This is a genomic window from Acinetobacter sp. 22301 (assembly GCF_052045285.1).
In the GTDB taxonomy this organism is placed as follows: Bacteria; Pseudomonadota; Gammaproteobacteria; order Pseudomonadales; family Moraxellaceae; genus Acinetobacter; species Acinetobacter pittii.
In genome coordinates this window covers 287,669-312,646 of sequence record NZ_JBQEOR010000002.1, presented here as the reverse complement: position 1 = coordinate 312,646, position 24,978 = coordinate 287,669, and the positions used below count along the sequence as shown (strand labels likewise).

At 40.2% G+C, this 24,978-nt stretch carries 21 protein-coding genes; 13 read left to right on the top strand and 8 right to left on the bottom strand.

The window, feature by feature from the left end:
* Positions 1 to 137: 137 nt before the first annotated feature.
* The 3 genes from glmM to recJ are packed head-to-tail and all read left to right on the top strand — an operon-like array spanning position 138 to position 3,843.
* Positions 138 to 1,475 (top strand): phosphoglucosamine mutase, encoded by a 1,338-nt coding sequence (glmM, locus tag ACTJJH_RS05735; RefSeq protein ID WP_086264725.1) that lies wholly within the window; start codon positions 138 to 140, stop codon positions 1,473 to 1,475.
* Positions 1,476 to 1,485: 10 nt separating this feature from the next.
* Complete coding sequence (gene pdxH / locus ACTJJH_RS05730) at positions 1,486 to 2,142, top strand: pyridoxamine 5'-phosphate oxidase (RefSeq protein WP_284090690.1); 657 nt, start codon at positions 1,486 to 1,488, stop codon at positions 2,140 to 2,142.
* The gene (recJ, locus tag ACTJJH_RS05725; protein ID WP_440600864.1) at positions 2,143 to 3,843 is read left to right on the top strand and encodes a single-stranded-DNA-specific exonuclease RecJ; all 1,701 of its coding nucleotides are present in this window, start codon (positions 2,143 to 2,145) and stop codon (positions 3,841 to 3,843) included. It abuts the gene before it with no gap.
* A 45-nt stretch (positions 3,844 to 3,888) separates the two neighbouring features.
* Here the strand turns inward: recJ and ACTJJH_RS05720 are convergent, their stop codons facing one another.
* Positions 3,889 to 4,656 (bottom strand): putative porin, encoded by a 768-nt coding sequence (locus ACTJJH_RS05720; RefSeq protein ID WP_005078653.1) that lies wholly within the window; start codon positions 4,654 to 4,656, stop codon positions 3,889 to 3,891.
* A 392-nt stretch (positions 4,657 to 5,048) separates the two neighbouring features.
* Here ACTJJH_RS05720 and prfB point away from each other — a divergent pair.
* From prfB to ACTJJH_RS05695, 5 genes are all read left to right on the top strand, one after another.
* Positions 5,049 to 6,144 (top strand): peptide chain release factor 2 gene (gene prfB / locus ACTJJH_RS05715; protein ID WP_099475557.1). Its coding sequence is split into 2 segments (ribosomal slippage): positions 5,049 to 5,120 and positions 5,122 to 6,144, totalling 1,095 coding nucleotides; the frame shifts between segments, so codons are not numbered across the junction.
* A gap of 221 nt (positions 6,145 to 6,365) precedes the next feature.
* On the top strand, positions 6,366 to 6,668 hold the full coding sequence (locus ACTJJH_RS05710) for an ArsR/SmtB family transcription factor (RefSeq protein ID WP_002121891.1): 303 nt from the start codon (positions 6,366 to 6,368) through the stop codon (positions 6,666 to 6,668).
* 28 nt (positions 6,669 to 6,696) lie between these two features.
* Entirely contained in the window at positions 6,697 to 7,755 is a 1,059-nt protein-coding gene (locus tag ACTJJH_RS05705) for an alkene reductase (RefSeq protein WP_005078650.1), read from the top strand.
* A 156-nt stretch (positions 7,756 to 7,911) separates the two neighbouring features.
* Positions 7,912 to 9,204 carry a 3-deoxy-D-manno-octulosonic acid transferase gene (locus ACTJJH_RS05700; RefSeq protein ID WP_440600863.1) on the top strand — a complete coding sequence of 431 codons (1,293 nt, stop codon included), beginning with the start codon at positions 7,912 to 7,914 and terminating at the stop codon, positions 9,202 to 9,204.
* On the top strand, positions 9,201 to 9,908 hold the full coding sequence (locus tag ACTJJH_RS05695; protein ID WP_440600862.1) for a 16S rRNA (uracil(1498)-N(3))-methyltransferase: 708 nt from the start codon (positions 9,201 to 9,203) through the stop codon (positions 9,906 to 9,908). The genes ACTJJH_RS05700 and ACTJJH_RS05695 overlap by 4 nt, the downstream gene beginning before the upstream one ends.
* Here the strand turns inward: ACTJJH_RS05695 and ACTJJH_RS05690 are convergent.
* Positions 9,888 to 10,868 carry a mechanosensitive ion channel family protein gene (locus ACTJJH_RS05690; RefSeq protein ID WP_005078641.1) on the bottom strand — a complete coding sequence of 327 codons (981 nt, stop codon included), beginning with the start codon at positions 10,866 to 10,868 and terminating at the stop codon, positions 9,888 to 9,890. The two genes, ACTJJH_RS05695 and ACTJJH_RS05690, sit on opposite strands and share 21 nt — an antisense overlap.
* Positions 10,869 to 10,981: 113 nt before the next feature.
* Complete coding sequence (locus ACTJJH_RS05685; protein ID WP_440600861.1) at positions 10,982 to 11,557, bottom strand: DUF805 domain-containing protein; 576 nt, start codon at positions 11,555 to 11,557, stop codon at positions 10,982 to 10,984.
* A 294-nt stretch (positions 11,558 to 11,851) separates the two neighbouring features.
* On the opposite strand from ACTJJH_RS05685, the gene acs reads away from it, so the two are divergent.
* Positions 11,852 to 13,801 carry an acetate--CoA ligase gene (gene acs, locus ACTJJH_RS05680; protein ID WP_317799976.1) on the top strand — a complete coding sequence of 650 codons (1,950 nt, stop codon included), beginning with the start codon at positions 11,852 to 11,854 and terminating at the stop codon, positions 13,799 to 13,801.
* A 41-nt stretch (positions 13,802 to 13,842) separates the two neighbouring features.
* On the opposite strand, the gene ACTJJH_RS05675 is transcribed toward acs, so the two are convergent.
* Positions 13,843 to 14,385 (bottom strand): cysteine hydrolase family protein, encoded by a 543-nt coding sequence (locus ACTJJH_RS05675; protein ID WP_141314696.1) that lies wholly within the window; start codon positions 14,383 to 14,385, stop codon positions 13,843 to 13,845.
* A gap of 105 nt (positions 14,386 to 14,490) precedes the next feature.
* On the opposite strand from ACTJJH_RS05675, the gene ACTJJH_RS05670 reads away from it, so the two are divergent.
* Positions 14,491 to 14,904: an Lrp/AsnC family transcriptional regulator gene (locus tag ACTJJH_RS05670; protein WP_005066843.1), complete on the top strand. Its 414-nt coding sequence runs from the start codon at positions 14,491 to 14,493 to the stop codon at positions 14,902 to 14,904.
* Between the two features lie 93 nt (positions 14,905 to 14,997).
* Here the strand turns inward: ACTJJH_RS05670 and sfnG are convergent, their stop codons facing one another.
* On the bottom strand, positions 14,998 to 16,110 hold the full coding sequence (sfnG, locus tag ACTJJH_RS05665) for a dimethylsulfone monooxygenase SfnG (protein ID WP_440600860.1): 1,113 nt from the start codon (positions 16,108 to 16,110) through the stop codon (positions 14,998 to 15,000).
* 44 nt (positions 16,111 to 16,154) lie between these two features.
* Entirely contained in the window at positions 16,155 to 16,892 is a 738-nt protein-coding gene (msuE, locus tag ACTJJH_RS05660; protein WP_005066848.1) for an FMN reductase, read from the bottom strand.
* Positions 16,893 to 17,268: 376 nt separating this feature from the next.
* Here msuE and ACTJJH_RS05655 point away from each other — a divergent pair, with 376 nt between their 5' ends.
* Positions 17,269 to 17,919: a response regulator gene (locus ACTJJH_RS05655; RefSeq protein WP_002122041.1), complete on the top strand. Its 651-nt coding sequence runs from the start codon at positions 17,269 to 17,271 to the stop codon at positions 17,917 to 17,919.
* Positions 17,920 to 17,962: 43 nt separating this feature from the next.
* Here the strand turns inward: ACTJJH_RS05655 and ACTJJH_RS05650 are convergent, their stop codons facing one another.
* Together ACTJJH_RS05650 and ACTJJH_RS05645 are read right to left on the bottom strand one after the other, a co-directional pair.
* Entirely contained in the window at positions 17,963 to 18,730 is a 768-nt protein-coding gene (locus ACTJJH_RS05650) for a hypothetical protein (protein WP_068564529.1), read from the bottom strand.
* 389 nt (positions 18,731 to 19,119) lie between these two features.
* Entirely contained in the window at positions 19,120 to 22,617 is a 3,498-nt protein-coding gene (locus tag ACTJJH_RS05645; RefSeq protein ID WP_440600859.1) for a hybrid sensor histidine kinase/response regulator, read from the bottom strand.
* Positions 22,618 to 22,798: 181 nt separating this feature from the next.
* Between ACTJJH_RS05645 and ACTJJH_RS05640 the strand changes: the two genes are divergently transcribed.
* Together ACTJJH_RS05640 and ACTJJH_RS05635 are read left to right on the top strand one after the other, a co-directional pair.
* Positions 22,799 to 23,131, top strand: coding sequence for a DUF485 domain-containing protein (locus ACTJJH_RS05640; RefSeq protein ID WP_000372818.1), 333 nt, complete (start codon positions 22,799 to 22,801; stop codon positions 23,129 to 23,131).
* Between the two features lies 1 nt (position 23,132).
* Complete coding sequence (locus tag ACTJJH_RS05635) at positions 23,133 to 24,848, top strand: cation acetate symporter (protein ID WP_002121878.1); 1,716 nt, start codon at positions 23,133 to 23,135, stop codon at positions 24,846 to 24,848.
* Positions 24,849 to 24,978 lie beyond the last annotated feature (130 nt).

Below are 24,978 nucleotides of genomic sequence, written 5' to 3'. Positions count from 1 at the left end.
AAAACAATCAAGAAAGCCGTCATTACACTGACGGCTTTTTGTTTTTGGTGTAAAGTAAATCTGACGAAAAGAAATATGGCGGAATGGCCATATATGAAGTAAGCCACGGCTGAAGTGGCGTAAAAATGAGATAAGCTATGAGTTATTTTGGAACGGATGGTATTCGTGGAAAATTTGGGCAAATGCCTATTACTCCAGAGTTTGCTTTAAAACTCGGTTTTGCTGCAGGGAAGGTATTAAAACGAACGAGTCCAAAAAATAAGCCACTTGTTGTATTAGGAAAAGACACTCGTTTATCTGGTTATATTTTAGAGTCTGCTTTGCAGGCGGGGTTAAACGCTGCTGGCGTATATGTTCATTTACTTGGCCCATTACCAACCCCAGCAATTGCGCACCTTACTCGTGCTTTACATGCGCATGCAGGTATCGTGATTTCTGCATCGCACAACCCATATTTTGATAATGGGATTAAATTTTTCTCAAGTGAAGGTAAAAAATTACCAGATTCATTGCAGGAAGAAATTAATAAAGAATTAGAAAAAGATTTATTTATTGAAGACACTGCGAACTTAGGTAAAAGTGTCCGTGTAAATGATGCGAATGGTCGCTATATCGAATTTTGTAAATCTACTTTCCCTTACCACTTTGACTTAAATAATTTAAAGATCGTATTGGACTGTGCTCATGGTGCAGCATATAGCGTTGGTCCTTCGGTTTTTCGTGAGTTAGGGGCAAAAGTTGTTGCTTTATATAATGAGCCAGATGGTTTAAATATTAATGAAGGTTGTGGTTCAACACATCCTGAAAACCTACAAAAAGCTGTCGTTGAGCACCAAGCAGATTTAGGGATTGCCTTTGATGGTGATGCTGACCGTGTCGTAATGGTGGATAAGTTTGGTAACTTAATTGATGGTGACCATATCTTATATATTTTAGCGACTCAGGCTCAAAATAAGCCAGCAGGCGTAGTGGGTACTGTCATGAGTAACATGGCACTCGAAGTCGCACTTGAAAAAGCGAATGTTGGTTTTGTACGTGCTAAGGTTGGTGACCGTTATGTATTACAAGCCCTAGAAGAAAATGGTTGGGTTACTGGTGGGGAACCATCTGGCCATATTCTAACTTTAGACAAGAGTACGACAGGTGATGCGATTATTGCAGCACTTCAAGTTTTAACCGTGATGGTCGAGCAAAATAAGGCTCTTCATGAACTGGTTCAAGACTTTAAACTATTCCCACAAATTCTTGTGAATGTACGTTTAGAACAAATGCTTGATCCATATTCTATCCCTGCATTGGTTGCCGAGTTTGATAAAGCAGAAGCACAGCTCAAAGGACGTGGACGAATCTTGATTCGTAAGTCAGGAACAGAGCCTGTAATTCGTGTTATGGTCGAAGGTGATGATGAGCAAGAAGTGAATGCTTTAGCTCAGCATTTAGCAGATTCAGTTCGTTCACAAGCACAAGTCGCATAAGGTGCATGACATGAGTGATGTCATTAAAGATTTAAGTGAATTACGCTTAAGCTACGAGCAAGGAGAATTGCATGAGGGGCAGGTTGAATCTAATCCTCATCAGCAGTTTCTTGGTTGGTTTAACCATGCTCTAGCAGCCAATTTGCATGAACCCTATGCAATGTCATTAGCGACAGCAAGTGCGAATGGCAGACCTCATGTTCGAACAGTTTTGTTACGTGGGTCTACAGAAGCTGGGTATGATTTTTATACTAACTATGACAGTCAAAAAGGTATCGATTTGGCAGAAAATCCATATGCCGAATTATTATTTTACTGGCCAAGTCTAGAGCGTCAGGTACGAGTTGGTGGTCATGTAGTCAAAATTGCTGAGCAAGAATCTACAGATTACTATCGTAAACGACCGCGTGATAGCCAGATTGCAGCGCATATCAGTACGCCGCAAAGTGGTAAGATTGAAAGCCGAGAGCTGTTACAGCAACGTTTTCAAGACTTACAACAGCAAGTTACCAGTCGTGAAGTGCTTGATAAGCCAGAGTTCTGGGGAGGCTATCGTCTGCAGCCAGATTATTATGAATTCTGGCAAGGGCGACCAAATCGTTTACATGACCGCTTGAGTTATGAAAAAATCGACGGTCAATGGATGCTGCACCGACTGATGCCTTAAATGACAAAAATACAAATCAAACAAAGACCTTTATTGACACGCCCTGAACAATTTCAGGGCGTGCCTTCGTTTATTGCCGAAATTTTGGCAAGGCGTGGGGTACAATCTGAACAGGAATTAGAGTTAAAGCTTAAGAATTTATTAGCTCCACAGCTCAAGGGATTAGAGATAGCTGTGGCCTTAATAGATCAAGCTATTGATGAGCAGAAAAAAATTGTTATTGTCGGTGATTACGATGCCGATGGAGCAACCAGTACAGCGTTAATGGTATTGGTGCTTCGCGATATGGGAGCACAAGTCGACTATTTGGTTCCAGACCGATTTAAATACGGTTATGGACTTACTCCAGCAATTGCAGAGCTTGCACATCAAACTTATCAACCCGATTTATTAATTACTGTCGATAATGGGATTTCCAGCCATGCTGGTGTTGATGCGGCACACGCACTGGGCATGCAAGTGGTTATTACAGATCACCATTTAACCACTAAAGAAACACCGCTTGCAGAAGCAGTTGTAAACCCAAATCAGTTAGGTTGTGAGTTCCCAAGTAAGGCGCTTGCAGGTGTTGGAGTTGCATTTTATGTGCTGGCCAATTTAGCAAGTTTACGTAACAAGCAAAACAAAAGTACAAGTAAAGTCACTCAATATCTAGACTTGGTTGCTTTAGGAACTTATGCGGATGTTGCTGTTCTAGATTATAACAACCGTATTTTGGTCGATGCAGGTGTAAAACGTATTCAACAACATCAATGCCGAGCCGGAATATTGGCGTTGCTAGATATTGCTGGCCGTGAGGCATCATCTTTGCGTGCACAAGATTTAGGTTTTGTTTTGGGTCCGCGTATTAACGCTGCTGGACGCATGGAGAGCATGCGTATAGGCATTGAATGTTTATTAGCTGACACTATGGAATCTGCCTATCCAATCGCGAGACAGTTAAATCAATTAAATATAGAGCGCCGTCAAATCGAAGGGGAGATGAAGCAACAAGCCTTGTCTGCTTTAGATAGCTTGCAGCTCTCAAAGGAAGACGTTCCTCCAGCTCTTATACTCTTCGAAGAAAACTGGCATCAAGGTGTGATTGGGATTGTAGCGGGGCGTTTAAAAGAGCAGTTTCATCGTCCCACTATTGTGTTTGCACCTGATGAAGATGGTATTCATATAAAAGGGTCTGCACGTTCAATTGATGGCGTGCATATTCGAGATACGATTGAACAGGTTGCTGAACAACATCCAGAATTGGTGAGTCATTTCGGTGGTCATGCAGCAGCAGCGGGTTTAACTATACGTAAAGAAAACTTTGAAGCTTTTAAAACTGTTTTTGTTGGCTGTATTGCAACCATGGACGAATCTCTGTTTCAAGCAACGTTATGGACAGATGGAGAACTCCCTGCTTCTGCCTTACAACTCGACACTTTAGACTGGATAGAACAGTTAGGACCGTGGGGACAAAAATTCCCTTTCCCACAATTTGAAGGACATTTTAAAGTTGTTGATTATCGCTGGCTTAAAGAAACGCATTTGAAGCTTAAATTAGCACTCGACCAATACAGTTTTGATGCAATTGCTTTTAATGCAGTGGGCCGTTTTGAGTTTGACCCAATGCGGGATTATGTACATTTGGTCTATGAAATAGATCGTAATGCATTTAATGGCAATGTGAATTTACAATTACGCATCGTACATTTAAACCAATAAAAAAATCCGCTCAATTGAGCGGATTTTTTATGACTTTAGGCTTGATTAGAAGCGGTATGCTGCACGAACACCATAAGTGTTGTCGTTATCACCAAATCCAACACGGCCTTCAACACTTACTTGCTGATTTAAGAATTTTTTAGCATTGATACCAAATTCATCTTTATCAGTTAAGTCGTTGTTGTAGTAATCAGCACCAACACTTAAAGTTTTGTCGATGTAGTAGTCACCACGAACTTTATATTCGTCTAGGTCACCGAACGCACCGAACGCTTCAAGGTTTACGTCATGTTGGCCTACTTGAGTTACGTATTTAGCACGAACTGTTGGATCAGCGCCGTCTTTACCGTCTTTTTCGTCGTAGCCTTTAACACCTAGAGCAAGTAATAAACCTGGAGCTGGTAAATAACCTACTTCAGCTGCATAAGTAGTTACTTTGCTGTCAATATTAGTGTTGTCGACTTCACGCTCATTTCGACCTACATCACCGCTAAGGTAGAAATCTGAGTTAGGAACGTAATATTCAACACCTACGCCATATTGAGTATCTTTTGTACCGCTGTTATCGCCATAGTTGATAAGGGCGTTAACGTTACTTGCACGGCTTAAGAAAGCTGCTTCAGCAAGTGGAGCATTACGAGTTTGAACAGGATTAAAGTAATAAGTCCCGTCAACACCGAATTTACTTACGCTGCTACCGTTGTCTGGATCAAGATAATTGTAAGAACCACCAACTTCAGCTTGGTAAGCGTTTGCTGCGCCACTCACTGCGAGTGCAGATAAAAGAGCTGATGCAATTGCTAGTTTTTTCATGGAATCTCTCCCCTCTAAAAAGCGATTTTATAAATGTTTTGTTACAACTTTTAGTCTAGACGAAAAAGCTTTGTCGTCAATCTTGCGCAAGTAACCGTACTGTAACCGTGTGCTATTTATGTAAACTAATTTAATTTAAGATATTGATTTTAAAATATAAAATCATAATGTTTTATTTTATTAAAATTGAGGATATTTTGTGTAGATCATAAAAAATGCTGTAAAAGTACCCAATTTTGTATGAGGATGTTACCAATTAATCTTAAATTGAACTGAAGAAAATTTATAAATCAAATTGATGAAATATGATGAGAAATACAAAGCGGGTTCGTAGATAACCGCAGCTATGCTAAAATAATTGACTGTTTATCTGCTCTTATGGGAACACTCGCGTGGAAATTAATCCTTATCTAAACCAATTGAAAGACTTAACTGATCGTAGCCAAACACTACGGGGGTATCTTTGACTACGATCTGAAAAAAGAACGTTTAGAAGAAGTTTTACGTGAGTTAGAAGATCCTGCGATCTGGAATGATCAAAGCCGCGCTCAGGCGATGGCGAAAGAAAAAGGTGAACTAGAAAACGTTATTAATGTATTGGATGGCTTATCTACACAGCTTGAAGATGCAAAAGCGATGTTAGATTTGGCTGTAGAAGCCGACGATGAAAGCCTGCTTGAAGATGTTCAGTCTGAGCTTGGTGCTGCCGAAGATGAACTGGCTAAACTTGAATTCCGTCGTATGTTTAGCAACCCGATGGACCCGAATCCTTGCTATGTAGAGATTCAATCAGGTTCAGGTGGTACTGAAGCACAAGATTGGGCGTCTATGCTTTTACGCATGTATATGCGCTGGATTGAACGTCATGGCTTTAAAGCAGAACTTATGGAAGTGTCTGACGGTGACGTAGCTGGTATTAAATCAGCAACTATACGTGTGGAAGGTGAATATGCCTACGGTTGGTTACGCACAGAGTCAGGTGTACACCGTTTAGTTCGTAAATCACCATTTGACAGTGGCAACCGTCGTCACACTTCATTCTCTGCGGTATTTATTTCCCCAGAGGTTGATGACAATATTGAAATTGATATCAATCCTTCTGATGTTCGTACCGATACATACCGTGCATCTGGTGCAGGTGGTCAGCATATTAACAAAACCGACTCGGCTGTGCGTTTGACTCACATCCCAACAGGTATTGTAGTAGCGTGTCAGAACCAGCGTTCGCAACATGCTAACCGTGACCACGCATGGAAACAGTTACGTGCACGTTTGTACGAATTGGAAATGCAAAAACGTAATGAAGCAGCTCAAGCTCTAGAAGACTCTAAGTCTGATATCGGTTGGGGAAGCCAAATTCGTTCATATGTATTAGATGATTCTCGTATTAAAGATTTACGTACGGGTGTTGAAAACTCTAATACAGGTGCTGTTCTTGATGGTGACCTTGATCGTTTTATCGAAGCGAGTTTAAAACAAGGTTTATAAGAGTCTGCTGAACTTTTAGTTTAAATACAGTTCATCTATGAATATGTAGAACTCTTGGATTTTTAGCGATTAAAACGGCAAAGCAGTTCAGCCTTCGAATGTTAATCGAAAAAATGCGATATGAATATCGAAAAAAATAGATATGAATATCGAAAAAATGCGATATTATGTTTTCGAAATGCTGAACAAAGCTTTGTTCGTTTAAAAGACGTGTTGAGCCTATGGATATTGATGCAATTAGCAAAGCCCTTTCCAACCCTCTACGTCGGCAAATTTTGCAATGGTTAAAAGAACCTGCGCATTATTTACCGGTGGAAGAGTGTGGTGGTAGTTTTGAGAAGGGTGTTTGCGCAGGTCATATTGAACGTTTGGGTAAAGTAGCTCAGTCTACGATGTCTAATCATTTGTCTGTGTTACAACAGGCGGGGCTTATTCAGGTCCAAAAATATGGTCAATGGTCTTATTTTTCACGTAACGAAGCTTTGATTCAGCAATATATCGAACATTTAAAACAAACACTTTAAATTATTAAAAGTGTAAGTCGAGGCGATTATGGCTGAACTCAATACTCCTTTAACGGTTGGTGATTTTGAAATCAAAAATCGATTGGTAATGGCTCCATTAACGCGTGCGCGTAGTGGTGAAAGCCGAGTGCCTAATGATTTAATGGTTGAATACTATCAACAACGTGCAAATGCTGGTCTAATTTTGACCGAAGCAACAGTAATTGGTTCAAAAACTGTGGGTTACGCAGATACCCCAGGATTATGGTCACAAGAGCAGGCACAAGCTTGGAATAAAATTATTGAGGCAGTTCATGCTCAAGGTTCAAAAATTGTAGCTCAACTTTGGCATGTAGGCCGTATTTCGCATCCTGAACTTTTAGATGGTGAGATTCCTGTTGCACCAAGTGCAATTCAACCTGCGGGTGAAGTGAGTTTATTACGTCCTAAACGTCCGTATGTAACACCGCGTGCACTTTCAATTGAAGAGATTCAAGAAGTTATTGCTCAGTACAAACATTCAGCAGAACTGGCTAAAGCAGCAGGTTTTGATGGTGTTGAATTACACGCAGCAAATGGTTATTTAATTGACCAGTTCCTTCAAAGTAATACCAACCAACGTGATGATGAATACGGTGGTCCTGTTGAGAACCGTGCACGTTTATTATTAGAAGTCGTTGATGCATTTATTGAAGTGTGGGGCGCTGGCCGAGTAGGTGTTCATATTGCACCGCGTGGTGATTCACACGATATGGGTGATGAAAACCCATTAGCAACTTTTGGTTATGTAGTGGAACAACTTAACCAACGTAATGTTGCTTTCATTTTCTCTCGTGAATATGAAGCTGCTGATAGTATTAGTCCTAAACTTCGCGAAAAATTTAATGGTGTATGGATTGCCAATGAGAATCTAACACCAGAATCAGCAAAACGTATCTTGCGTGAAGGTCAGGCAGATGCTGTATCTTTTGGTAAAGCATATATTGCTAACCCAGATCTTTTACAGCGTTTAGAAAAAGACTTGCCATTAAATGAACTTCAACCAACAACTTTATATGCTAAAGGTGCTGAAGGTTATACAGACTATCCAGCACTAGAAGCTTCGTAATTTTTTGAACAGATGATTTACTGACCTCTTTAATTTATGGGCTCAGTAAATCGCTTTTCTTGTAATGGTAGAGTTTAGGTATCGAAACTCTGCCATTTTTTCTATCTATGTTATATTTTCCCCAGTTTTAAACTTTGACTATTTGAGGCAAACCGCTTGGCGACCCCTTTTTGGTACAACACCGCACTCCATTTATTAAAACCTTTTTACCAATGGCGGATAAAAAGACGTGCAGAAAGCCAGGAATTATATAATCAGGAATGTCTTGAAAGATTTGGGCCGTTTGAGTCTCCGAAAAATGTAAGAGCAATTTGGTTCCACGCTGTTTCGGTTGGAGAAACCAATGCTGCGCAGCCTTTAATCGAGCATTATCTTAAACTCGGTCAACCTGTATTAGTTACGAATACAACAAAGACGGGGCAGGCGCGTGCCAAATCATTATTTTTAAAAGCACCTTATTTAGATCTATTTCAAGCAGTTTATTTGCCTGTTGATCAAAAGCATCTTTTAAAACAATTTTTTGAGTTATATCAGCCAAAGCTTTTAGCATTGGTTGAGACTGAGCTTTGGCCAAATTTAATTGATCAAGCCAAGCTAGAACAGGTTCCTTGTTTATTATTAAATGCGCGATTATCAGAAAAATCAGCAAAAGGTTATAGCCGCGTTTCAGGGCTAACTGCTGGAATGCTGAAACAAATTGACTGGGTGCTGGCACAAGATAATGCGACTCGACAACGTTATGTAGAACTTGGTTTAGATCAACAAAAAAGTCAGGTAGTTGGAAATATTAAGTTTGATATCCATGCGCCAGAGACTTTTATAAATCAGGCTGAGCAATTACAACAACAATGGTATTTGGGACAGCGTAAAGTCCTAACAATTGCCAGTACGCATGCGCCAGAAGAACAACAAATTTTGCAGGCACTTGCACCTTATCTAAAGTCAGATCCAGATTTAGTTTGTATTGTCGTGCCTCGACATCCTGAACGTTTTGATGAAGTATTTGAAATTTGCCAAAACCTAGATTTAATTACTCATCGTAGAAGTATGAATCATAGTATTCACGCCAGTACACAGGTTTATCTGGCGGATAGTATGGGTGAGCTTTGGTTATGGTATGCCTTAAGTCTGGTGTGTTTTGTGGGTGGATCACTTAATGAACCGGGTGGTGGGCATAATATTTTAGAGCCTATGGTTTTAAATGTACCAACCGTAATTGGACCTCGTTACTTTAATTTCCAAACCATTGTTGATGAATTCATTGATGAAAATGGGGTGCTCATTGCCCAAGATGCTGAGCAAGTTGTAGCAATCTGGATGGCATGCTTAGCCGAGCCTGAAGAAGCAAAGCAGGTGGTAGAGCAGGCGCATAAAGTTTTGCAGCGTAACCAAGGTTCATTACAAAAGCATATTGGTGTAATTAACCGGTATTTGGCCGAAAAACCATGAATATCGTTTTACTAGAACCTGACGATGTTCAGTCAGATTTATGGTCAATCCGTTCAAAACGCCAATTACAGCATTTGCGTGAACATCTTGATATTACGGTTGGCCAAAATCTAAAAGTTGGTGTTCGTAATGGTGCACGCTATACCACTGAAATTGTTTCGATGAATGAGCAAGAAGTTTGTATACGGCCTATCACTGAAGAAGCAGTACCTGCAAAACTTCCAGTACATTTAATCGTAGCGTTACCAAGGCCCAAAGTTTTACGCCGTTTAATTATGGACAGTGTGACTTTGGGGGTTGAAAGAATTAGTTTGATTCATAGTTATCGTGTAGATAAAAGCTATTGGCAAACTCCTTTTTTGCAACAACTTGATAACTATGTAACTTTAGGTCTTGAGCAAGCAGGTGATACCATTGTTCCTGAAATTCAATTATATAAACGCTTTAAACCTTTTGTTGAAGATGTTCTACCAAACTTAATTTCAAAGGAAAGTCCCGCCTATGTGGCTCATCCGTATGCCGAGCAGAGCATGCCAGTTAATATTCCGCATGCGTGCAGTGTAGTCGTTGGACCCGAAGGCGGCTTTATTCCCTATGAAATTGATTTGCTCACAAAAAACGGCTGCCAAGCTGTGAGCTTAGGCAACCGTATTTTAAGAACTGAAACGTCTATTTCTTATATTTTAGGTCGTCTCTTTAGTTGATGTTTCTGGGTTTAAAAGTGGCTGATTTGAAGCCATTTTTAATTCCTGAATTGGGTAAGGAATATTAATACCGTTCTCATTGAAAGCTTGTTTTACTTGAGCTTGAATTGTACTTGTAGATGAGGACATATCAGTTTCAGTAGTATCAACCCACCAACGTACAGTCAGGTTAACCGAGAAATCTGCTAAAGCTGTAACGTTAACCGAGAAAGCTGGTTGACTGAGTACATTTCGGTCATTATTAAGAATATCTAAAATAATCTGTTTAGCTTTTTGTTCATCGTCGTCATATCCAATGCCGACTACAAACTCACAACGTCGCTGCTGATAAGCCGTATTTACAGTTAAAGCGCTCGTATAAACAGTGGCATTTGGAATAACAATACGACGGCCATCTGGTGAACGTAAGAATGTTGCACGAATTTGGATATCTTCAACAGTTCCTTCAAGTGAATTGACCACGATTGAATCGCCAATACGGAACGGTTCGCTCAATAAAATCAAAATACCTGAAAGCAAGTTTTGGAAAATATCTTTAAATGCGAAACCAATTGCGACCGAACCGATCCCTAACGCGCTCATAAGTTGTCCTGGGGTAAAACCCGGGATCATGATGACAAGTGCAATTAAGAATCCAAAAAATAAAATTGTCGTACTTCCTACACGGTTTAGAACCAACACTAGGTTTTGGCGCGTATAAGAACGATTTTCTAAGGTTTTACGAACAAAGAACTTAAATAATTTGGTGAGTAGCCAAAAAATAATAAAAACGATAATCGCAATACAAATATAAGGCACACGTTCCCAGAAGCTATCCACGATTTTATCAATGGTGGTATAGGCATCATGATACTTTTCGGTATGGGCTAAAACCGTTTGAGTGGTTTTAGTACCTGCTTCTTGCAAAAGTTCGCCTGTATTTTTTGCAACATCCGTTAAGGATTTTTGTTCATCAGCCACAACAAGTCTCTATTTTAAAAAATTATGAAAGCGATGATCGGCCTTCATTATAGTAGGAGATAAAATGTGCGCCTACTATAATGAGTTCATCTGAATAATAAAGTGTTTTTTAATTAAAAGTATTCCGTTCCTTTTTGTAAGATTTGTGACGGGGTTTCTATAGTATCGGTACCAGAGAAGTAGTAAAAAAAGCCTGCGGTAGAAATAAGGCTAATTAAAATAGCGAATAAAATAAACCAAGCCATTAACTTTTCTATGAACGTTGATGGTCGAGATGGACCATATTGATTTGGACCTGCTGTACCTGAGGCAAGTAGTAAATAAATCATAAAAAAGAACTGAACAACTGGAATGAATAGTAGTAATCCCATCCAACCACTTTTATTTAGATCATGCAAACGTCGCACGACGAGAACAACATTTAAATAAATCAGGAATAGCCAAAAAGCCCAGACTACCAAAGCACTGAGGCCAGAAAGAGAGCTATAAAACTCAAAATTAAATAAATTACTTGAAAGCTGAAAACTTCCAAGAAATGAGGCCAAAATAAAATAACCCACGATTGTGACTAAATAAATCAGTCCATATCCACCTAAATAACTCATACGGTTAAAACGGCCGTGAATTGAAAAAGGGCTATCTTTTAAAGGCAGCTGTGGTGGGCGTGAGGAAGTTGTTTGGGCAAACATATTATTTTATTCCTAGGTTGCATATGAGAGATAAAATAATCTTTGTTGATGATCAAAACCATCAAATATTGAAAAAATTATAAAAGTAAAAGCTATAGACAAATGTTTTAAATCAACTTAATTTTATAAAAATGTTCATAATTTCGTATGCTTGAGTAAGTGGTTAATATGTGACCAAAGTCGCATTGTCTAGACTTTGAAAGAGTCATCATACTGAAAAGGCATACAAATAAGATCCAGTAAAATAATAGCCACAGTCTCGAGATGGGATGCACAAGATCAAGGAAGTTGCGTATGAATGAGATCTATCCAGTACCAGAGGAATTTAAAAAAACAGCTCGTACTGTTGAAGCAGACTACTTTAAACGTTATCAACACTCTATCGAGAACCCAGATGAATTCTGGGCAGAGCAAGCTAAAATTGTCGATTGGATAAAGCCATTTACCCAAGTTAAAAATACCAGTTTTGACAAAGACAATTTCAAAATTGAATGGTTTGCTGATGGTGAGTTGAACGTGTCGGCAAACTGCCTAGACAGGCATCTTAAAGAACATCCACATAAACCTGCAATTATTTGGGAAGGGGACCATCCTTCTCGTCATAAAATCGTTTCTTATAAAGAATTACACGATGAAGTCTGCCGTTTTGCCAACGTTTTAAAGAAATATGGCATTGGTAAAGGTGACCGCGTTGTACTGTATATGCCAATGGTGACAGAAGCTGCAATTGCCATGTTAGCTTGTGCCCGTATTGGTGCTGTTCACTGTGTGGTATTTGGTGGGTTCTCGCCAGATTCTTTAGCAAGTCGTATTGAAGACAGCCAAGCTAAACTGGTGATTACCGCAGACTCAAGTCTACGTGCCGGAAAACTATTACCGCTCAAAGAAAATGTTGATTTGGCTTTAGCATTGCCGGGTACTGAGTGTGTTGAAAATGTGATTGTGGTTTACCGTAATGCAAACCCGATTGAAATGAAGCCTGGTCGTGATTTGTGGTATCACCTCATTATTATGGAGGTTGATGCAAACTGTCCTCCAGAGCCGATGAAGGCAGAAGACCCTTTATTTATTCTTTATACATCGGGCTCGACAGGTAAACCGAAAGGTGTGTTGCATACGACAGGCGGTTACTTAGTTTATGTAACCAGTACCTTTAAAGAGGTCTTCGATTTAAAACAAGATGATGTGTATTGGTGTACAGCCGATATCGGTTGGATTACAGGGCATAGTTATTTGATTTATGGGCCGCTGGCAAATGGTACGACCACCTTAATGTTTGAAGGTGTACCTCAATATCCAACATGGGCACGTCTTGGTCATGTGGTCGATAAACATAAAGTTTCTATTTTATATACAGCACCAACCGCAATTCGCGCCATGATGCGAGAGGGTGATTCATTTGTACGCGAAAGTAACCGTAGCAGCTTGCGTTTACTCGGTTCGGTCGGTGAACCTATTAACCCTGAAGCTTGGAATTGGTACTACAACGTTGTTGGTGAAGGCCGCTGCCCGATTGTTGATACATGGTGGCAAACCGAAACAGGCGGTATTTTGATTGCGCCATTGCCGGGTGCAACAGCTTTAAAACCGGGTTCAGCAACACGTCCGTTATTTGGGGTCCAACCTGCCATTGTAGATGGTGAGGGTAATGAGCTAGAAGGTGCGGTTGAAGGTAACCTTGTGATTAAAGATTCATGGCCAGGCCAGATGCGTACCATTTGGGGTGACCCAGACCGCTTTATTGAGGCTTACTTCTCGACCTTTAAAAATACTTATTTTACGGGTGATGGTGCTCGCCGTGATGAAGATGGCTATTACTGGATCACAGGTCGTGTTGACGATGTCTTAAACGTTTCAGGTCATCGTCTGGGCACAGCTGAAATTGAAAGTGCTCTTGTTTCGCATGAATCAGTCGCAGAAGCAGCTGTAGTTGGCATGCCGCATGATATTAAAGGGCAAGGTATTTGTACTTTCGTGACCTTGCAAGCGGGCGTTCCAGAGTCGGAAGAACTGCGTAAAGAGTTAATCAACTGGGTACGTAAAGTGCTTGGACCTGTGGCTTCACCTGATGCACTACATTGGGCACCAGCGTTACCTAAAACGCGTTCCGGTAAAATCATGCGCCGTATTTTAAGAAAAATTGCAGCGAATGAGTTAGATAGTTTAGGTGATACTTCAACCTTGGCTGAACCTGCAGTGGTAGATCAGTTAATTACAACGGTTTATCCTGATAAGCAGAACTAATTTTAAAAAAGCCCCATCTGGGGCTTTTTTATTGCTTTCTACTAAGAGCTTGCTAAAAAGTCAGCAGTATTTTGTACATTTGCAAACGTACTTAGCGCAGTTAAAAAAGCAGTTTGTACGTCTTCAGCTTTTACAGTTTTTCCGTCATGACTTAAATCGCGAGTTGCGGTTGCATCTGCAATTAAGATGGGTTGATAGCCAAGTTCTTTGGCTGCACGTGTACCTGAATCAATACACATATGCGTCATCATGCCTGTAATCACGAGTTGCTCAATTTGATGTGCTTTTAAGAGTTCTTCTAAATTGGTCTCTAAAAAACTGTTTGGATAATGCTTTGTCACGATTAATGAATCACTATCAGCACTAAGTTCAGGATGAAGTAAAACCCCATCTGTATTTTCTTGAAAGAAACTCGCTTGTGGTGGGTTAATATGTTGTACATAAATAATCGGTAAGTTTTTCTCATTAAAATATTGTTCAAGCTGCTTTATTTTATCGAGCGCTTGATCTGGCCCAACCAATTCCATTTTGCCATTTTTAAAATAATCATTTTGTACATCGATAACTAATAGAGCTTGTTTCATGAGGTCACTCTTGTTGATATGAGATAAAACAAGATTATTCTCTGCTTGAAAAATCGGCTATAGTCCTATGAAAGCATTAACGCTAGTTTTCTTTCGCCATGAAAAATGAATATTGAATTAGACCCGATTGATCTAAAAATTATTGCATTGCTTAAACAAGATTCCCGTCTGACAAATAAAGAAATTGGGCAGCGTGTCCATCGAACAGGGCAGGCGGTGGGCGCTCGAATTGCTCAGTTAATGGATGCTGGTGTTATCAAAAACTACACCATTGCCGTGCAATATTCGCATAAGCAATTTATTCATTTGCATTTAAATGAACAACGCGCATTTGAAGAAATTGAAAATTTAGTGAAGCAATACGAGCAAATCGATGAATGCTTTAAAGTCATGGGTAATGCTTGCTATATGATCGTAAGCCATTTTGAGCCAGCAGCATTAAATGAATTTATCGAAAAACTTTCAAAATGGTGCCGTTACTCAGTTGAAACTGTGATTCGAGAAGTCGAAAAATCTTAAAAAATAAAGCTCCAAGCCGAGTCTTGGAGCCAATAAATTCTTTATTTTTAATTTATTGTTTTTATTATCTTGCGCTGTTTTAACTGGGGTTTTTTAGGCTGATTTAGCTTGGATTTCTACCTCCTTTTCCTGTTGAAGTTCTAACTGACGAACGAGCGGCAGAACTTTTTCTCCGAAATATTCCACCTCTTCAATAAAGTGTAAAAATCCGGAAAGAATCAAATCAACCCCTACATTTTTGAGTGCCACAATACGCTCTGCAATTTGCTGCGGCGTACCAATTAAATTGGTTTTAAAGCCATCGTTGTATTGCACTAAGTCTTCAAAAGTTGATTTTGCCCAGTTACCTTGTTGCTCTGGTGAAGCAGCACCTGCTTCACGTGTAGCATCTCCAAATGCATTTACGGCTTCAGTGTTGGCTTTATCAATAATTTCTTGAAGTACCGCTTTTGCTTCTTCTTCGGTATCTCTAGCAATAATGAAAGCATTTACCCCAATTTTGACATGGTGATTATTGGCTTTTGCTTTAGTGCGAATATCTTCGACTTGTTTTTGAATTTCTTCTACCGTATTACCGTTAGTGAAATACCAGTCAGATACGCGAGACGCCATGTCACGTGCAGCACGTGAACTGCCACCTTGGAAAACTTCGATATAAGGCTTTTGCAAAGGTTTTGGTTTAAGCGTGTAGTTTTGGAACTGGTAGTATTTACCATTGAAACTATAGTTGTCGGTGGTCCAGATTCCTTTTAGCGTGCGGATAAATTCTTCGGAGCGAACATAACGTTCATCATGCTCAGGCCACTCTTCACCAATGGCATCAAACTCACCTCTGAACCAGCCACTCACTACGTTAATCGCAATACGGCCTTGAGTTAAATAATCAATCGTTGCAAGTTGTTTAGCCGCAAGTGCCGGTTTCCAAGGGCCGGGCAGAATAGCCGCAATGACTTTTAATTTTTCAGTTTTTGCTAGTAATGCATGACTGAAACTTACCGATTCATGTTGGTTTTCTGCCCCGTACCCAGCCGTAAAACGAATTTGGGTGAGCGCATATTCAAAACCATTGTTTTCGGCAGCCTGTGCAAGTCGAACATTGTAGTCATAACTCCAGTCTGTACGCTGTTCGATGTTACTCACTACAAGGCCACCGCTTACGTTTGGTACCCAATAAGCAAATTTAATTGGTTGTTGTAATTGCGTCATGGTTCGCTCTCCCCATTCGTTCTTTTTATTTAGCTATATTGCGCTTAGGCAACATGCGTTAATGATTTGCCAGACTTGTGATGCAAACGAGATTCTGCCGCATCAAGGTCTGGTACAGCTGCTGAAGGTAATACTTCTTCTTGCTCAATTTGCTTGTTAATACCAAGCTCTTGATTTGCTTGCTGTGATTTAGATTTAACCACTTCAGCGCGTTTACCTTTCGCTGGCGCCCATTCTAAAATTGGTAATGCGCGTGCTACTGCTAACGTAATACGATCTGATAATTGCTCGCTTTTCACCGTATATTCCGGAGTAAAGTCACGATCTGTCGCATATACGCCAATTGGTAAAGTTTGTGCTTGGAAGAAACTGAACAATGGGCGAAGTTGATGTTCAAGTACGAGTGCATGACGATCACTACCGCCCGATGCTGCTAAAAGTACTGGTACATCGACCAACGCAGTTTGTTCAACAAAATCGAAGAAATGTTTAAAAAGACCTGTAAAAGAAGCACGGTAAACGGGTGTCCCTACAATTAAAGCATCTGCTGCTTCAACTGCTGCAAGGTCATCTTGTACGCGCTGTGGAAGTTGGTTGCGATAAAATGCGCCGCCTAATAGAGGCCCGATTTCGCTTAATTTAATAAAGTGAACTTTAATATCGATTGCTTCTGATAATTCATCAAGAATGGCTTGAACCAGACTTTCCGTTTTAGATGGGGTATTTAAGCCACCAGAAACAGCAACGATATTTAAAGGTTTTGGTGATGTGATACCAGTCATAATTTGGTTCCTAAGCCTAAAACAAGAGATTGGACTTATTAATCAACAACGACGGTAAACTGTAAAATAACGAAATTGGTCAACCTTATCAGTTTTAAATATAAAAGATAAATAGTGGATTTTTATACTTTGTTTTTCTATTAAGTTGCTGTTTTTATTTTATATAATTATAGGTGATATATTTTTTATAATAAAAAGGAAGCTTATATAAAAAACAGATTAATTTTGATTAAAAGTTAAAAAACATCTCAAAATCTTGGCTAAGTTCTGCATTTATCAACATTTTGCATAAAAATGGATAAGATGAACGTATCTTTCATCTAAATAGTAGGGTTACAATAGGCCATACTTATGCTCAAGATTACTTTAATCGCTTATGAATATTTTAATCGTTGATGATCATCCTTTGTTTCGTCATGCTTTAATTCAAGCAGTACGTTATAGCCTGCCACAGGCACAAATTCATGAAACAGCCTCGGTTGATGAGTTTTATGAGCGTTTGGAAAATGGGGCAGAACCTGATCTAGTATTACTCGATTTAAATTTACCGGGTGCTTCAGGCTTTTCGGCTCTAGTCTATGTACGAGCACAGTATCCATCTATTCCGATTATTGTGGTTTCTGCACATGAAGAAACTTCAATTATTCAGCGTGCAATTGCACATGGTGCAATGGGTTATATTCCTAAGTCGGCTCATCCAAGCCATATTGGTGAAGCGATTCGTCAAGTCTTAGAAGGCGATATCTGGTTACCACCTAACTTGCCATCTAATCTTAACCTTGACCCAAGAGCAGCAGATGAAACTGCTTTAGCCGAACGTATTCAATCGTTAACACCTCAGCAATTCCGTGTTTTGATGATGGTTGCGGAAGGCTTGTTAAACAAACAGATCGCATACGAGCTCGATGTTTCAGAAGCAACGATTAAAGCTCACGTAACGGCTATCTTTAGAAAATTAGGTGTGCAAAACCGTACACAAGCCGTATTGGCAATTAGTGCACTCAATATTGAAGATAAGAAAATTTAAAAGAAAAAAAGACCTCGATTGAGGTCTTTTTTATGGGTGCCACTTAAGCAAGGCAATCTTGCTTTGGTGTTAAGCTGTCGCAGTACAGTGGATTAAGCGCGCATTGCAAATCATCAATTTGTTCCTGAGTCACATAGCGTTTCATTTTTAAATATTCAGCCACGCGGTCATCACGCAAGCTTAAGAACGCCGCATCATAAACACCTAAATCAACAAATAGAGCAGCTGTTTCTAGGCTGTTGAATCGATCAAGGAAAATATCGTTGCCATACATTAAGAAGATGTGGTCGAGTTTTGCTTTTTCATCAACATGTAGACGTTCAGCAAGTTGATCTGGGTGCGTTTTAATAAAGAGTAAATCAGACAATTCATCAAACTGCGTCATATCTAACTGATTCTCGCCGAGTTTGACATGACCAAGCCAAGCTTTGAAAACGAGTACAGCACCGCCACGAAGTAGCATACTCCAGATTTGATGGCGTGTGTCATGGTCAAGATTTTCACTTTCAGCACTAAGAACTTTTAAGAAATTTTCTTCTTGTTGGGCTAATTTATCAAATAAACCTAAACCTTGAGGATGATAGGCTGCAGGTGCAAATACATCAAAATTTAGATCATGAAATACATTAAGTGCGAGGGGGACAGCACACTGATAAATTGTATTTAACGCTTTGATATGTGCTTCATTGAGCTTGCTGTGGGGAAAAATACTTTGCCAATCTAGTTCAGGAAGTAAAGCATTGGCACTGTATTGACGATAAAACTGTTGAGACGAAAGTTGGCCTTGCGGGCTGTTATCAGAAATATTCATGGCAATTGTCCTTTGCATTAATTCATGAGCATGGGTGCCTAATATGGAAATGGCTTATAAAAATAGGTGCACATTTGATAAATAGGTTTTGAATATTTATGTGTCATCAAGAATGCAAGTAGAATACGACTAAAGTCTTATATGGTTATTTTTTGTTAATTATAGTTTTAAAAAACAATAACTTGTGAAATTGTAACTAAGTATACAAGTGTTCACTTACAAAAAAGGTGAGCTTTGCCATAGAAAAAGAGTCATTGGAAATTTTGGTCAATGATTTAGTGGGTAAAAGTAGACTTTTTGAGCAGTTCTGCCTATTGGCTTAAATTAGACCAATAATTTTTGCCAAAAATCTCTCCCAAACTTATCAAAAGGTTTGGGAGAGAAAATATTTAATCTACCTCACTGGCAATTTTAAGTCCCGATAACCATGCTCTTAGAGAAGCCGGTTTAAGCGGTTTTTTGAGTAAAACGATATTCAGTTCTTTCAATTGTTGAGGTAACTCAGGATGAGAGTCAGCAGTAATTAAAGCAACAGGAACATCATGTTGACGATTTTGCAAAATAAAATCGACACCGAGTTGGTTGTTGTTTAAATGCTGATCGATAAGCCAGACCTGAATATTCTCTTTTTGAATAATCTCAAGTGCTTGTTCAGGTTCCGTGGCTTTAAAAACCTCATATCCCCATCGACCTAATAAGCTACTCATGCCCTCAAGAATAGTTTCATCATTGTCTAAACATAAAATCCGATAGGCTTTTGTTTTTAAAGGTACTGCTTGTACGGTTGGGATTACCACTTTTGGAGCCTCTACCACTGGAACCTCAATCATAAAGCAGGAGCCTTTATCAAGCTTTGAGTACACATGGACTGGATAATTCAACAAACCTGTCATGCGTTGCACAATCGCGAGACCTAAACCGAGACCTTGCTCACCCCAAGGTGATAAATGCCCACAGCGTTCGAATTCTTGAAATAGTTTAATACGTTGTTCTTCGGCAATTCCTGGACCTGTATCCCAGACCCCAATTCGAATATGACCAGGTTTTTGAGCCGAACGTAATACCCCCACAATCACTCGGCCTTTGGCTGTATAACGCAAAGCATTACTGACAAAGTTTTGAATAATGCGTCGAATCCACTGTGGATCTGTGTCAATCCAAAACGATACATCGTGAACTTTGAGTGAAATATTTCGCTGAGCAGCAATCGATTTAAACTGTAGTTCAAGATCGCTTAATAAATCGTGTAGAGGATAAGGCTGTCTTTTTGGCTGTATGGTACCGCCTTCCAAACGCGCAATATCGAGTAGGGCAGAGAGCATGCTTTCTGCACCATACAAAGCACGGTCAAGTTGCTGTAGAGTTTGACGGTCTTCTTCAGTTGCAATGCTTTGTTCCAGAACTGTGCTAAACAGGCGAGCAGCATGCATGGGTTGCAATAAGTCATGACTGGCTGCTGCAATAAATCGGCTTTTAGACATATTGGCCATATCGGCTTGTTCGCGCGCAAGCTGTTGTTCGGTTAAAGCGTCGGCAAGTTGTTGGGTTCGATCTTTTACTCGGGCTTCGAGTATTGCCTCATTCGCGCGGAAAGCAGTAATGTCGGCAAAAGTAGTCACAAAGCCCCCACCTGAAATAGGATTACCGCGCATTTGAATAACGCGTCCATCTTTACGGATTCGTTCAAATTCATGTGCACTTCCGACTTTCATCCAGTGTAAACGTTTGCGAACATGTTCTTCGACTGAACCGGGGCCGCATTCGCCACGTTCAGCGTTATAACGAATCAGATCGGCAATTGGACAACCCACATAGACTAAATCTTTTGGGTAGCCAAATAGTTTTAAATATTGGTTATTCCAAGCCACCAAACACATGTTTTTATCAACCACGCTCACCCCTTGAGTCATGTGGTCAATCATGGTCATCAGCAAGTTTTGATTGAAACGTTGCCATTGCGAGGCTTGGTCTAAAATATTGGCGACTTGGCCTAATGCCAGACCATTATTGATCATTGCTGTAGTGAGCAAAGTACGGGCAGAGGCTGCGCCGATAATGCCAGCTAGATATTGTTCGGTGAATCGCCACCACATGCCATTGGCGATACTATTCGGGTTGAGCGTGAGATGATTTTGTTCGCAAAAGTTTTCGAATGCTTGAGTTGTGGGTTGCTCACCTGTAATTCTTTTAGCAAGCGCAAATAAATCGCCTACTTTTAAACGTGCAGCATCGTGCGGTAAATAAGTTAAATCGGTAGAAGTATGTGGTGATGGCAAAGGCTTAGTTTCATAGTAGAAAAAGCTTTCTGCCTGAATTTGTTCTGCCACACTTGGGCGGTAAAGTTTAGAAATCCAGATATATAAAAGAATATTTAAACCAAGTGACCAAATAACGCCGTGCGTTAAGGGTGCAAATGATTCAAAACCAAAAAGTGACTCTGGCCGTAATGCATTAATTCCCAAAGGGCCAAAAAGCAAAATACTTTGGGCTGTTTCCTGATAGGCTTCCGGCAAACTACGTAAGATGGTTGGAAATAGTAATGTGTAACTCCACATTAAAAATCCAACGATGAGACCAGCATAGACACCTTGACGGCTTCCGCCTCGCCAATACAATCCTCCAATCAGTGCAGGAGCGAATTGAGCAACCGCACTAAACGCTAATAAACCAAATACTGAAAGCTGGTTAATATCATTAAAGAAATGGAAGAATAAAAAGCCAAGTAGCATCACTGCGACAATACTAATACGACGGCTGAATTTAAGAACTTTAGGTAAATGTTTATCGTGACGTGATAGCAGCTTAAAACGCCAGAGTGCGGGCATAATCAAGTCGTTACTGAGCATGATAGATAATGCAACTGATGACACCAGTAACATGCCTGTTGAGGCAGAGAACCCACCTAAAAAGGCCAGTAGGGCTAACCATTCTTGGTTATAACTCAATGGTAATGAGAGTACTGCCACATCAGGCACAGTTAGGAATTTTGGCGCTGCATGCAAAGCCCAGCTTGCAATCGGGATAATAGCTAAAATCGTTAAAATGAGATAAGCCGCAAACCATTTACGTGCACCGCGAATGTGCTTTTCATCGCGTAATTCGACAACAGCCACATGAAATTGACGGGGTAAACAGATAATTGCGAGACCTGCCAATAATGTCTGAATCCAGAAAGTTTCAGGCACCCCAAATAACTGTACTTCTTGGAAGGTTTGGTTTACGTCGGCCGAAACTTGTACTAAGTTCGCGGGTGCTTCAAAAATAAAAAATAAAGCGACACAAATTAGGGCGAATAATTTTACAAAAGATTCAAATGCAACGGCTAACATGAGGCCGCCATGCTGCTCAGTGTTTGCAATCTGCCTTGTACCGAAGATCATGGCTAAGATCGCAAGGACACTGGTTAAAAGCAAAACGCTATTGGTGGTCGTATGAATATGAGCATTTTGCTCTAATATGACAGATGTGCTTAAGGCAATTGCGCGTAACTGTAGGGCGAGGTAGGGAATAATCGCAATAACTGCCAAGATCGTAACCAGCGATGCCAATACTCCGCTTTTGCCATAACGCGCAGCAACAAAGTCGGCAATTGAGGAAATCGCGTGGTGCTGACGTACTCGGCCTAAACGTCGCCAGATATCGTAACCAAACCAAACAAATAACAGCGGACCTAAATAAATAGGTAAGAAAATGACGCCTTCTCGGACGGCAGCTCCGGTTGCACCATAAAATGTCCAAGATGAACAGTAAACACCTAAGGTCAAACTAAACAAGAACATCCGGCCACGTGTACTCAGGCGGCTAGCATGCTTCTCGCCAAAAAAAGCACAAATAAATAAGAGTGCTATATAAAGAGTGAGTACCCCAATAATCAGCCAGCTGTTCATATGACCTACATGATTAAAACCTTGTGCCTATCATACCGCAAGCAGAAACAAAGCTATAAATTGATTAAATTTTAACGACCAAAGTCTAAGTTACGAATTACACGTTATTTTGCTAATTTTAATAATGAGAAACTACTATTAAAAAAGTGACCAAGGTTGGGCACAGGCAAGGAGTTTGGTTATGGATCAGAGCCAAGTAGAACAGATTCTACGCAATCCAAAGTTTCAAAAGATGGTCAAGAAAAAAAGTGCATTAAGCTGGACGCTCACAATCATTATGTTAGTGCTTTATGTGGGCTTTATGCTACTTGTTGGCTACAACAAAGAATTTTTAATGAGTTCATTTAGTGGTGGTGTAACGACATGGGGTATTCCACTAGGCTTAGGAATTATTGTTTTATCTTTCCTACTGTGTGGCGTGTATTCCTATATCGCAAACAACACCCTTGACCAGTTGAGTGAAGAAGCGTTGAAGGAAGTTGAAGCCATCACGCATGAGAAAGGATTACACTAATATGAAATGGAATTCATTAAAAGCGAAAGCCTTATTGGCAGCAGCATCGCTATATTCAACTGTTGCTATGGCTGGTCCAGATTTGGGTGAAGCCGAACAGCAAGCCACCAACTGGCATGCCATTATTATGTTCTTGATCTTTGTTGGTTTCACTTTGTTTATTACTAAGTGGGCTGCAAAACAAACTCAATCAGCACAAGATTTCTATACCGCAGGGGGCGGAATCAGCGGTTTCCAAAACGGATTGGCAATTGCCGGTGACTATATGTCAGCTGCATCTTTCCTCGGTATTTCCGCGATGGTGTTTAGTTCGGGTTTTGATGGCTTACTTTATTCTCTTGGGTTTATGGTAGGTTGGCCAATCGTTTTATTCTTGGTTGCAGAGCGTTTACGTAATCTCGGTAAATACAACCTTTCAGATGTAGTGTCATTCCGTCTCGAAGAAAAACCAGTCCGTACCTTAGCTGCCTTGAGCTCGCTTGTGGTTGTGGCATTCTACTTGATCGCTCAAATGGTAGGCGCGGGTCAGCTCATCAAATTACTATTTGGTTTGAACTATAACATCGCTGTTGTCATCGTTGGTCTATTAATGATGGCATACGTAATTTTTGGTGGCATGTTGGCAACGACATGGGTACAGATCATTAAAGCGGTTATGTTACTTAGTGGTGCGACTTTCATGGCATTCATGGTGATGAAAGCGGTTGGTTTTAGCTTCAGCAACATGTTCACTCAATCAATTGAAGTATTCAGTAAAGTCCACAGTGTAAGCTTTGAAGAAGCTGCAAAAATTATGGGTCCGGGTAAACTTGCCGCAAACCCGATTGATGCATTGTCTCTTGGCTTGGCACTCATGTTTGGTACAGCGGGTCTTCCACATATTCTTATGCGTTTCTTCACTGTAAAAGATGCAAAAGAAGCGCGTAAATCGGTTGTGGTTGCGACAGGTTTCATTGGTTACTTCTATCTTTTAACTTTCATTATTGGTTTCGGTGCGATTCTTTTCGTATCAAACAACCCTCAATTCCTTGATGTTGCAAAAATGGCAGTATCAGGCAAGCTTGAACTTGTTGGTGGTAACAACATGGCAGCCGTGCATTTAAGTGACGCTTTAGGCGGTGACTTATTCATGGGCTTCATTTCAGCAGTAGCGTTCGCAACGATTCTTGCTGTTGTTGCTGGTTTAACACTTTCAGGTGCATCTGCAATCTCACATGACTTATACGCTAACGTATTCAAGAAAGGTCAAACGACTCCAGCTTCAGAACTTCGTATGTCAAAAATTGCGACACTTGGTTTAGCAATCTTTGCCATGATTTTGGGTATCTTGTTTGAAAAACAAAACGTAGCATTCATGGTGGGCTTAGCATTCTCTGTGGCATGTTGTGCAAACTTCCCGATTCTTGTTCTTTCAATGTTCTGGAAAGGTTTAACCACTCGTGGTGCAGTTATCGGTGGTGTGGTTGGTCTTGTAACAGCTGTAGTACTTATTGTTCTGTCTAAAGCGGTTTGGGTAGATACTTTAAAAATCTCTGATACTCCAGTTAACCCATTCAATGGTCCTGCATTATTTGCGATGCCATTGTCATTCCTTTGCTGTTGGTTCTTCTCGGTGACTGACAACTCTGCACGTGCTAAAAAAGAGCGTGCTGCATTCGATGCCCAATACGTTCGTTCAATGACAGGTATCGGTGCTTCTGGTGCCTCAGATCACTAAAATCAAACTGGATTAAATATCTATCTCATTAAAAGCCCTGCGGGGCTTTTTTTGTTGATCGGATACATTAAAGTGAAAGAAGCTCTTTAATAAAGAACAACTTGTTTGTCCTATTTTTTGTACAGTATGA

Coding starts and splice junctions, on each gene's coding strand:
- glmM (WP_086264725.1), top strand. CDS start 138: ATGAGTTATTTTGGAACGGATGGTATTCGTGGAAAATTTGGGCAAATG.
- pdxH (WP_284090690.1), top strand. CDS start 1,486: ATGAGTGATGTCATTAAAGATTTAAGTGAATTACGCTTAAGCTACGAG.
- recJ (WP_440600864.1), top strand. CDS start 2,143: ATGACAAAAATACAAATCAAACAAAGACCTTTATTGACACGCCCTGAA.
- ACTJJH_RS05720 (WP_005078653.1), bottom strand. CDS start 4,656: ATGAAAAAACTAGCAATTGCATCAGCTCTTTTATCTGCACTCGCAGTG.
- ACTJJH_RS05710 (WP_002121891.1), top strand. CDS start 6,366: ATGGATATTGATGCAATTAGCAAAGCCCTTTCCAACCCTCTACGTCGG.
- ACTJJH_RS05705 (WP_005078650.1), top strand. CDS start 6,697: ATGGCTGAACTCAATACTCCTTTAACGGTTGGTGATTTTGAAATCAAA.
- ACTJJH_RS05695 (WP_440600862.1), top strand. CDS start 9,201: ATGAATATCGTTTTACTAGAACCTGACGATGTTCAGTCAGATTTATGG.
- ACTJJH_RS05685 (WP_440600861.1), bottom strand. CDS start 11,557: ATGTTTGCCCAAACAACTTCCTCACGCCCACCACAGCTGCCTTTAAAA.
- acs (WP_317799976.1), top strand. CDS start 11,852: ATGAATGAGATCTATCCAGTACCAGAGGAATTTAAAAAAACAGCTCGT.
- ACTJJH_RS05675 (WP_141314696.1), bottom strand. CDS start 14,385: ATGAAACAAGCTCTATTAGTTATCGATGTACAAAATGATTATTTTAAA.
- ACTJJH_RS05670 (WP_005066843.1), top strand. CDS start 14,491: ATGAATATTGAATTAGACCCGATTGATCTAAAAATTATTGCATTGCTT.
- sfnG (WP_440600860.1), bottom strand. CDS start 16,110: ATGACGCAATTACAACAACCAATTAAATTTGCTTATTGGGTACCAAAC.
- msuE (WP_005066848.1), bottom strand. CDS start 16,892: ATGACTGGTATCACATCACCAAAACCTTTAAATATCGTTGCTGTTTCT.
- ACTJJH_RS05655 (WP_002122041.1), top strand. CDS start 17,269: ATGAATATTTTAATCGTTGATGATCATCCTTTGTTTCGTCATGCTTTA.
- ACTJJH_RS05650 (WP_068564529.1), bottom strand. CDS start 18,730: ATGAATATTTCTGATAACAGCCCGCAAGGCCAACTTTCGTCTCAACAG.
- ACTJJH_RS05645 (WP_440600859.1), bottom strand. CDS start 22,617: ATGAACAGCTGGCTGATTATTGGGGTACTCACTCTTTATATAGCACTC.
- ACTJJH_RS05640 (WP_000372818.1), top strand. CDS start 22,799: ATGGATCAGAGCCAAGTAGAACAGATTCTACGCAATCCAAAGTTTCAA.
- ACTJJH_RS05635 (WP_002121878.1), top strand. CDS start 23,133: ATGAAATGGAATTCATTAAAAGCGAAAGCCTTATTGGCAGCAGCATCG.